This is a genomic window from Streptomyces sp. NPDC059582, assembly GCF_042735715.1.
Taxonomy (GTDB): Bacteria; Actinomycetota; Actinomycetes; order Streptomycetales; family Streptomycetaceae; genus Streptomyces.
Map to the genome: position 1 here is coordinate 119,875 of NZ_JBHWCC010000026.1, position 9,126 is coordinate 129,000.

Sequence of the window (9,126 nt, forward strand, 5' to 3'; positions counted from 1 at the left end):
TGGCAATGGTCCCATGAGTCGTTCCTGGAGAGATAAAGAGCCGGGGCCGTCGTCGGCAAACATGAAATGGAGCCGTGTCCTTGTTCTTCGACCCTGCGACCTACTCAAGCCCATGGGTCGACACTTTTTCGATATCCCAGTCGACTGGATGCAGCGGATTCGGGATCGTCACCAGAATTGTTGTGAAAGCGACCGGTCGAGAAATCTCCGGGGAACGGGTGCCCATGTGCCCGGCGCAGGCCGATGCTTCCCCGCACACGATTCGTCAGCCGCTGCCGTGAACTGCCCACCCGGCTGCCGCCGTCCCCCGGCAGCCCACTTCGGTGAGGTCCCGGGGCCAGGTGTCCACGGCGTACGCCGTCCCCCGGCCGCCTCGACTTCGTCACGGGTTCCCGTCCGGCGAGGTCAAAGCGCCTTCTCCCCTGTCCCGACCGCACGTTGCTCGGCGATGGGGCTGGGGGGTCCTGTCAGTACCTGGACCAGTGGGCCATGGCCGAAGCAGGCCTGCCAGACCACCCCAAAACGCCCTCGAGGCTGGTTATCTGGATTTGCACGCCGACACCGATAAGCAAGGACACCCGAATGAATCTGAAGCTTGAAATGATTGTGCTGCCTGTCTCGGACATCGACCGCGCCAAGGCCTTCTACGAGAAGGCAGGATTTCGCCTGGACGTCGATCACAGGGCCAGTGAGAAAGTCCGGGTCGTGCACTTCACGCCGCCCGGCTCCGAATGCTCGATCATTTTCGGGGAAGGGCTGACACCCATCGCGCCCGGCTCGTTCCAGGGTCTGTACCTCATCGTCTCCGACATCGAGGAGGCCCGAGCGACGCTCGTCGGCCGCGGCATCGCGGTCGGCGAGATCTTTCACGAGGCCGACGGCCTCTTCCACGGCCACGAAGGTGGGGACGTCACCCACCGCAGCCCCGGCCAGGAGCGGCTGGCCGGCCTCCACCCGGAGCGTGCTTCCTACGGCTCCTACCTCACCTTCAGCGACCCGGACGGCAACGGTTGGGTACTCCAGGAGGTCTCCCAGCGCCTCCCCGGCCGCTGACAAACCCCACAACTCACTGTCCGGGGCTGGACGGGACCGTGCCCGACCTTGATGCCTCCCGGTCCGGCCCGAAGGCCGACACCGGCCGCCGGACGAGCGGGGCGGTGTTCTCCGCCGTCCGGCAGCCCGGGTGCCACAGGGCCGCGCCGCGCAGGTGCCGACGCCATCCCCTGACCCCGCCCCTCCCCCTTCCCTTGGTCCCGTTCCATGGAGCGGCCCCGGCGCATGTCCGGCGCCGGGGAACGGCGATCTCGGCCGGTGATGAGCCGCAGCCGAAGGAGTGTCCGACCGAGCCGCGGAAGGCCGGAGTGTTCGACCCAGTCGCGAAGTAATGAGGAACGAATCAGTGAGGAAATCAGCAACGATGAACGAAGCAACCCGCACCTACGACGTGATCGTCATCGGCGGAGGACCGGTCGGCGAGAACGTGGCCGAACGCGCCCGCGCCGCAGGGCTCAGCGCCGTGCTCGTGGAGCGTGAACTCCTGGGCGGTGAGTGCTCGTTCTGGGCCTGCGACCCGAGCAAGGCGCTGCTGCGGCCAGTGGTGGCACGCGCCGACGCGAGCCGCGTACCCGGCCTCGACCCGGCGGTGGCCGGCCCGCTGGACGTCGAGGCGGTCCTCGCACACCGCGACAAGATGTCCTCGTACTGGAAGGACGAGGACCAGGTCGACTGGCTGAACTCGGTCTCCGTAGACCTCATACGGGGCCATGGCCGCCTCACCGGCCCCAGGCAGGTGGCCGTGCGGACCTCTGAGGGCGACACCATCGCGCTGACCGCCCGGCAGGCCGTCGCCGTCTGCACCGGCACCCGTGCCGCCCTGCCCCCGATCCCCGGACTCGACACCGTCCGCCCCTGGACCAGCCGCGAGGCCACCAGCGCCGACAAGGTGCCAGGGCGGCTGGCCGTCGTCGGAGGCGGGGTCGTCGCCGTCGAGATGGCCACCGCCTGGCAGGCCCTCGGCTCCCAGGTCACCATGCTCGTCCTCGACGACGGACTTCTCGAGCGGATGGAGCCGTTCGTCGGCGAACTGGTCACCGACGGACTGCGCGACGCCGGCGTCGACATCCGCTTCAGCACCACCGTCACCTCCCTGGCCCGCGAAGGCGGCGAAGGGGGCGAGCTGCGGATCACGCTCTCCGACGGCGGTCAGCTGGCCGCGGACGAGATCCTTCTGGCGACCGGCCGCGCTCCGCAGACCCGTGACGTCGGCCTGGAGACCGTCGGTCTCACCCCCGGCGACTGGCTGACCGTGGACGACACCTTCCGTGTCACCGGTGTCGACGGCGACTGGCTCTACGCGGTCGGCGACGTCAACCGCCGCGCCCTGATGACGCATCAGGGCAAGTACCAGGCCCGGATCGCCGGCACTGTCATCGGCGCCCGCGCGAAGGGAGAGTCCATCGAGGACGCCCCCTGGGGCGCGCATGTCGCCACCGCCGACCACGCGGCCGTCCCCCAGGTCGTCTTCACCGTCCCCGAGGTCGCCTCCGTCGGCCTGACCAGCCGCGAGGCCGAGCAGAGCGGCCGCCGCATCGAGGTCGTCGACTACGATCTCGACCGCGTCGCCGGGGCCCACCAGTACGGCGAGGACTACCGCGGCCGGGCCCGCATGCTCGTCGACACCGACCGCAACACCGTGGTGGGCGTCACCTTTGCCGGCCCGGGTGTCGGGGAACTGGTGCACTCGGCCACCATCGCCGTCGCCGGAGAGGTGCCCCTCGACCGGCTCTGGCACGCCGTCCCGGCTTTCCCCACCCTCGGCGAGGTCTGGCTCCGGCTGCTGGAGACCTACCGAGACCGACCTGACACCGCCGGGTGACTCGGCCCACTGCCGGGGAGGAACGATCCTCTTCTGGCCGCTGACGAACCTCACAACCCACCGTCCACGGCTGGACGGACCGTGCCTGACCCTGATGCCTCCGGTTCGGCCCGAAGACCGACACCCCCGCCGGACGAACGCAACGGTGTTCTCCGTCGCCCGGCAGCCCGGCAGCCCGGCAGCCCGGCAGCCCGGGTGCCACAGGCCGCGCCGCGACTGGCCGGCCGTCGCCGACACCTTAGAACCAATACTCCAGAAAACGGATCATTGATCCATTTCCTTTACCCCCGCGAGAGAAGCAGGAGAGTGCTGTGCCAAAACAGACCATGAAGGCGATCCAATTGCACGAGTTCGGCGGCCCTGAGGTGCTGCGTTACGAGGAGGTGCCGGTTCCCGAACCGGGGCCGGGTGAGGTGCTCGTGCGCGTGCACGCGGTCGGCGTCAACCCTGTTGACCGGTATGCGCGCGAGGGGATGCCTGACATCCCCCCGGAGATCAGGCCTCAGTTCCATCTCCCCCTGATTCCGGGGACCGACGTCTCAGGCGTCGTGGAAGCCGTCGCGGCCGACGTCAACGGCTTCACGGTCGGAGATGAGGTGATCGGCCTTCTGCGCTTCCCCACCGTTCTCCAGAGCAGCGCGTACGCCGAGTACGTCACCGCGCCGGCGTCCGACCTGGCCCGCAAGCTGGCCAGCATCGACCACGTACAGGCCGCCGCACTGGTCATGTCGGGGTTGACGGCATGGCAGTTCTTGATCGAAGTCGGACACGATCATCCCTCGCCGTTCCAGGAGGCCCAGCACCGTCCCATGGCACTCGACAGCGAGAGCACGGTGCTCATCAACGGCGCTGCCGGTGGCGTGGGGCACCTCGCTCTCCAGCTCGCCAAGTGGAAGGGGGCCCGCGTTATCGCCGTGGCCTCCGGCGCCCACGAGCCGTTCCTGCGCGAGCTCGGCGCCGACGAGTTCATCGACTACACCAAGGAGAAGCCCGAGGACGTCGTCCGTGACGTCGACCTGGTCCTGGACGCTGTCGGGGGTCCAGGCAGCAGGCGCTTCCTGCGCACCCTCAAGCGCGGCGGGTCTCTCTACCCTGTGTACTTCGGCCAGTTCGACGACGAGGAGAACGCGGAGCTGGGCGTTACGGTCACCGCGGTGTCGGTCCGCTCGAGCGGCGCGCAGCTCGCGGAACTGGAGAGCTTGGTCGACGCGGGGAGGATTCGCGTTGCGATCGACAGCACGTTCCCGCTCGCGGATGCCCGGGCGGCGCACGAGCGCATTGGCGGGGGGCACATCCGGGGCAAGGTCGTGCTCACGATCCCGTAGGAACGAGCCGTCTCGCCGGCGTGTCCGGCGGGGCGGCGGGCTGGGGTGACGAGTCCGGCGACGGCGTGACCAGTTGCCTGGGGAAAGGGTGCTGGTGCGTCCGGTGTACTGGAGCTGCCTGTCCTGGTCGTACCTGCCGAGCAGCAGCATGCGGGGTGCTGCCGGCGTCCCCGTGATGGCGCCGACGATTTTCCCGGCCTGAAGAACGCTGCCAACCACAAACGTGCCGTCTGACTGACACGCGAGCAGTTCCGCTACAGCCCTGCAAACGCCCTCAGCACGAAGGAATCGGACGCGCTGCACGAACAGTGGACCATCCCCGGCCCCGCAAAGCCGCTGTTCGAGGCCTCGGTGATGACCTTCTCGCCGAACAGCCCCCTCAAGGTCGACACCCGCAACGACCTCCGCGCTGCTGATCGCGGGAGGCACGGACCACACCGCCTCCCGCGATCACGAACGCCACCTCAAGCAGTACCGCCACGCCAGGGCCGTCACACCTCAAAGAATTTCCCGACCGCGGTCACTCACTCACCATCGACCATGGCGCGAGATCGCCGAGTTCTCCCTCAAGTGGCCGCAGAACAAGGGCTCCTGACCGGCCCACGCCCCGCGGCGCCACGCGCAACCAGACGGCCCGCAACACCTCCCCACAGACGTCCAGGTGCCGCCGGCGCCGCCAACACCCGGACGGATCCCGACCTCCGACAAACAACGGAACGGACATCATGAACCGCATACGTGTCGCGGCAGCGGCCATCGCCGTCACCGGCACCCTGGCGCTGACCGCAGGCAGCCCCGCAAACGCCGCCGCCCACTGCCACCACACCCGTCCGATGATCGTCCTGGTGCACGGCGCCCGGGCCGGCGCCTCCAGATGGAACGCCGTCACCACTCGACTGCAGCACCAGGGCTACACCGTCAAGGTCGCTCCCGACACCCTGCGCGGAGTCGCAACCGACACCGCCAACCTCAAGACGTACCTGGCCACGATATGACTACGCGCCACGCCCGCCCGCCCTCCCCAGCCTCCCCGGCCTCGATCTCGACCCGGACGTCCCGCCGCCGGAGCGACGGGACAGCATCGCACGCCCACGGACTGCTCCCGCTGCCGTCTTCGCCGCCATCGACGCTCGCCGATCGAGCGCACCCGGCACCGCTACGAGGACATCCACCGCCTGCTGGAGAAACGCTGGACGATCAGCGCGGTTGCCCGCCGTCTGAACCTCGACCGAAAGACTGTGCGCCGCTTCCGCGACACGAATCTCGACGTGCTGCTGGCCTCCGCCCGCGAGCGCCGCCCCAACGGCGTCCTGGAGCTGTTCAAGGCATACCTCAACGCCCGCCTTGCCGAAGCTCAAGGCCAGGTCAGCGGCACACGCCTGTTCCTGGAGATCCAGGCTCGCGGCTACCGCGGCAGCCACCAGGTCGTCCGCAAACACCTCGCCGCCCTTCGCGTAGGCACAGCCGAACCGGTCCGGGCCGACATTCCGAGCCCTCGAAAGGTCACCTCGTGGATCATGCGGCCCCGAGAGACGCTTTCCGAAAGCCAGGAAGATCGACTTCTTCAAGTCCGGCTCGCCTGCACCGACATCACACGGGCCTGCGATCTCGCTCGGGCGTTCGCCGCCCTGGTCCGTCACCAGCGCGGATATCTGTTGTTGGAGTGGATCCGACAGGCCGAGCAGGACGCACCGAAGCCCATGAAGGGCTTCGCCGGCTTCCTTCGCCAGGACCTTGACGCGGTGACTGCCGGTCTGACCCTGCCCTGGAGCTCCGGGGTCGTTGAGGGACAGGTAAACCGGGTGAAAACGCTCAAGTGAGCCATGTACGGGCCCGCCTCGTTCGAACTCCTCCGGACCCGCATCCTCGAGAACGGCCCATGAGACAGTCGGACACGGCTCACCGATTATCACCGAGGAGAAGGATCCTTGAGAACGTTGCCGGCCGTCACCGGCCGTGATGAGTTCGATGCCCTGGTCGTCAGAATTGACTACGTCGACGACCAGGCGTGGCAGGACGTGGTGGCGGCGCTGATGGAGGCTTGGGGAGACGGGCAGTACGAGGCACACGTCCACTTTATCGACGATCCGGCCTGGTCAGGGGCGACCGTTGACGAGGTGTTGACGGCGGTCCGCGGCGACGACAACGTGGCCGTTGTCTTTCTCGCCGACCGTACAACCATGCAGGCCGAGAACCACCCACTGCTGGCGGTCACCACGCTGACGCGGGAGGAATGCGTGGACGAAGAGGACTACGAACAACTGACCGAGTTCGGTAGTGATTTCCGCACCATCCCCGCAAGGCTCCACGAGGTCTACGCGAACCTGAGCATCGGCAACCTGGGCTTCGAGGAGTTCGCGGCATGGGCTCACGATGATCCCGAGGGGATCTTCCGGTCCTTCTGACTGTTCACGGAACTGCGGACAGAGCCTAGAAAACGACCAGGGACACTCTTCGCGGTGGGGAGTGGACAACGAGTCGGTTCTGCTGACCATCGAAGATGTCGGCCAAGACTTGGGCCTCCCGGCGGCTCCCTTCGAAGAGGCCACTCTGGTCGACGTGCACGACCAGGACGTCGTGGCTGTCTATGACCTCCGAGATGCCGCGCGTCTCGCTCGTGTCCGACCACGCGTCAAGGTTCCGACCGAACCACTTCGGCAGCCCACACGGCTCGGTAACCGCGTCCAGAAATCGTTGAGCGTCTCTATCTGCCGACCGCGTACGTCGACGATCAGCTTGCTGTCCGTCATCGCAGCAGAGTAGAGCCCGGCCACGGCTCACCGGCCGGTCAACGAGTCGGCACCTCGCGGTCGGCAGCCGGGACTTTCGGCTGCCGACCAGTCGATGGTCCTTTCACGGAGCCCTGCGGACTGGGACGACATCGGGAAGGCCGGTGGGAACTGAGGGACGGGCGGCTTCCGGTGTCGCCAGGAGAGCGACGATGGTGAGGGGCCGCTGGCAGTGAGGGCAGTTGCGGGTTGCGGTCGGCTCCAGTGGGTCTCGCTCCGGGGCCTGTCGGTGTGTGGGTCGTGTCGTCGGTTTGGGTGCTGGCGGCAGGTCGGGAAGTGTGGGCGGGGCGGGCGATGCCGAGCGAGGGGTTTCCCCGAGTCGGCGGGCCCGGTCCCGGTCTCGTGCCCGGTCACGGAAGCGTTCAGCGTCCTTGCGGCAGGTCGGGGAACAGTAGACCTGCCGGACGGTCTTGGCTGAGTCGAAGGTGTCGTCGCAGACCGGGCAGGTCCGGCTCTCCATCACGTTCTCGTCGCTGCGGGCTGCGTTCCGGCACTCGGCGCACAGAAGATCCGCCTGGGGCTGATGTCGTTCGTGAAGTCGTTCTTGCACTGCGGGCACGTCCTCCGGACCGGAGTGCGCCGGCGGTTCTGGTCGCGGCATGCTGGTGAACAGAACGCTCGTCGGCTCATGCGGTCGGCGACCGTGAAGACGGTCTCGCATTGCGGGCAGCGACGGGCCATCTCGGATGGAACCTCGGTGGTCTCGGAGGTGCTGTCAGGAGACACGGGCGTTCACCCCGGCTCGGAGGGTTTCGGCCTGGTTCCGGTGACCTCGCGCCCTGTCGCCGTCCTGCGATCCTCGCCACACTCACCCCGGAATCACTTCGGTGGATTCGGGCTCAGGCTGCATCGCGCAGATTGTCTCGCTAAGAAGCGGTCACCGGAGATAGAACTTCTGACGGTTGACGGTGCTGCACGATAGAGTCTGCAATATGCTGACGCCTGCGAAAGAAGTGGTGTCGATGCATCGCCTCGTGTAGCGGTTCGAGAAGCCATATGGGCCACCACGGGCCCAGGTAATGAGGTACCAGTGCTGGTTGCTGGAGCCGGTGCACGTTCGAGCCTGGATCCCGCTAGTGAGGCCGTCGTAGAGACAGCGCTTGGTGGCCTGGTTCTGCAGCAGATAGGTGCCGTAAGGGCCGCGCCAGAAGGTGAACTTCTGGAACGCGAGCCCGTTGCACGGAAACGTCCGCAAACCATAGGCGACGCTGTCGTCCAGGCAGCGACCCGTGACCGTGCTCTTGATCGAGTGAGTGGGGGCAGCCAAGCCGAATTCTACGGGCTCGGCCCGGGTCTTCACGGCCTCGGTACCAGCCGTCGCAGTGGTCATGGCTAGTGCCGTCGTTGCTAGGACGAGAAGTGCGATCACGGTGCGGTGCACGCGACTTGCTGCTGACGCTTTGATGTTCACAGTCCCCCCATGAGGTGCCACGGCGGATTGCTGGTTTCTGCACCATTTTAGGGGACAGTGACCGGCCGCGGATGGTTCCCACAAAAACTCCACAGGCCGCCGCTGATGCTGACTGAAGTGTTCCGGTTATCTTGATTCCTGCCGCGGTGAAGATGTCTCCCTCATCACCCCAGTCGATCTGGGCTAGGGCCCCGGGAATGGCTTCGAACCGACGGTGCAGATCAGCGAGTTCGTCGGGACCGATCCATCACCAGCCCCAACCCCTTCACTGACCAGTCCGGCTGAGACGGCACGTGCATCAGGCCAGGGCCGATCGAGACGGGGATCGGGCCGGTCCGGGACCTGGTAACCGGCCGGCAGGATCACGGTCTGCAGCCCGAGTACCGGCGTGAGTTGCCGTTCGTGGTCTGGGGGAGTGCCTGGCCTGGCGCATGGCGCCGTGGCGTCAACTGTTCTCGCAGGCTCTGGCTTTGAACTCCGCTACAGGAACGGTGATTGCGGCTTCGCCGCCGCTGGCCGAGACGTCGTCGTAGCGGACCGTTCCCGGGGTGAGCCGGTCCCGGTCGGTCAGGGTGAAGGAGACGCTGCTCGATGACCACGAGTTGTCCTTGGTCCAGCCGTAGAGGGCATAAGACGTCGTTTCAGTTGGTGAGTCGGCGGTGGCAGATGAGGGCTGCGGCTATGCCGACGAAGGCAAGGAAGTGTTCGGATTTCCGCTCGTAGCGG

General features: G+C 67.1%; 7 protein-coding genes and 2 pseudogenes. 6 read left to right on the forward strand and 3 right to left on the reverse strand.

Translation table 11 applies throughout. The annotated features are described in order from the left end of the window. Positions 1 to 582: 582 nt before the first annotated feature. The 6 genes from ACFV0T_RS22790 to ACFV0T_RS22815 all read left to right on the forward strand — a co-directional run bounded on the left by ACFV0T_RS22790 (position 583) and on the right by ACFV0T_RS22815 (position 6,605). Positions 583 to 1,053: a VOC family protein gene (locus ACFV0T_RS22790; protein WP_385781990.1), complete on the forward strand. Its 471-nt coding sequence runs from the start codon at positions 583 to 585 to the stop codon at positions 1,051 to 1,053. A gap of 364 nt (positions 1,054 to 1,417) precedes the next feature. Further along, positions 1,418 to 2,875, forward strand: a complete 1,458-nt coding sequence (locus ACFV0T_RS22795; RefSeq protein ID WP_385781962.1) for a dihydrolipoyl dehydrogenase family protein — start codon at positions 1,418 to 1,420, stop codon at positions 2,873 to 2,875. A 326-nt stretch (positions 2,876 to 3,201) separates the two neighbouring features. After that, complete coding sequence (locus ACFV0T_RS22800) at positions 3,202 to 4,200, forward strand: NADP-dependent oxidoreductase (protein ID WP_385781993.1); 999 nt, start codon at positions 3,202 to 3,204, stop codon at positions 4,198 to 4,200. A gap of 725 nt (positions 4,201 to 4,925) precedes the next feature. Further along, a complete protein-coding gene (locus ACFV0T_RS22805) occupies positions 4,926 to 5,195 on the forward strand; it encodes a hypothetical protein (RefSeq protein ID WP_385781965.1) in 270 nt (89 codons plus the stop codon). Between the two features lie 243 nt (positions 5,196 to 5,438). After that, positions 5,439 to 6,020, forward strand: coding sequence for a transposase (locus ACFV0T_RS22810; protein ID WP_385781968.1), 582 nt, complete (start codon positions 5,439 to 5,441; stop codon positions 6,018 to 6,020). A gap of 108 nt (positions 6,021 to 6,128) precedes the next feature. Continuing rightward, positions 6,129 to 6,605, forward strand: coding sequence for a DUF6924 domain-containing protein (locus ACFV0T_RS22815; protein ID WP_385781972.1), 477 nt, complete (start codon positions 6,129 to 6,131; stop codon positions 6,603 to 6,605). A gap of 25 nt (positions 6,606 to 6,630) precedes the next feature. Here the strand turns inward: ACFV0T_RS22815 and ACFV0T_RS22820 are convergent. The 3 genes and pseudogenes from ACFV0T_RS22820 to ACFV0T_RS22830 all read right to left on the reverse strand — a co-directional run. After that, a pseudogene (locus ACFV0T_RS22820) lies at positions 6,631 to 6,950 on the reverse strand (barstar family protein). Between the two features lie 916 nt (positions 6,951 to 7,866). Next, positions 7,867 to 8,400: an RICIN domain-containing protein gene (locus ACFV0T_RS22825; RefSeq protein ID WP_385781976.1), complete on the reverse strand. Its 534-nt coding sequence runs from the start codon at positions 8,398 to 8,400 to the stop codon at positions 7,867 to 7,869. A 641-nt stretch (positions 8,401 to 9,041) separates the two neighbouring features. Continuing rightward, positions 9,042 to 9,126 (reverse strand): annotated as a pseudogene (locus ACFV0T_RS22830) (IS5/IS1182 family transposase); the annotation flags it as partial.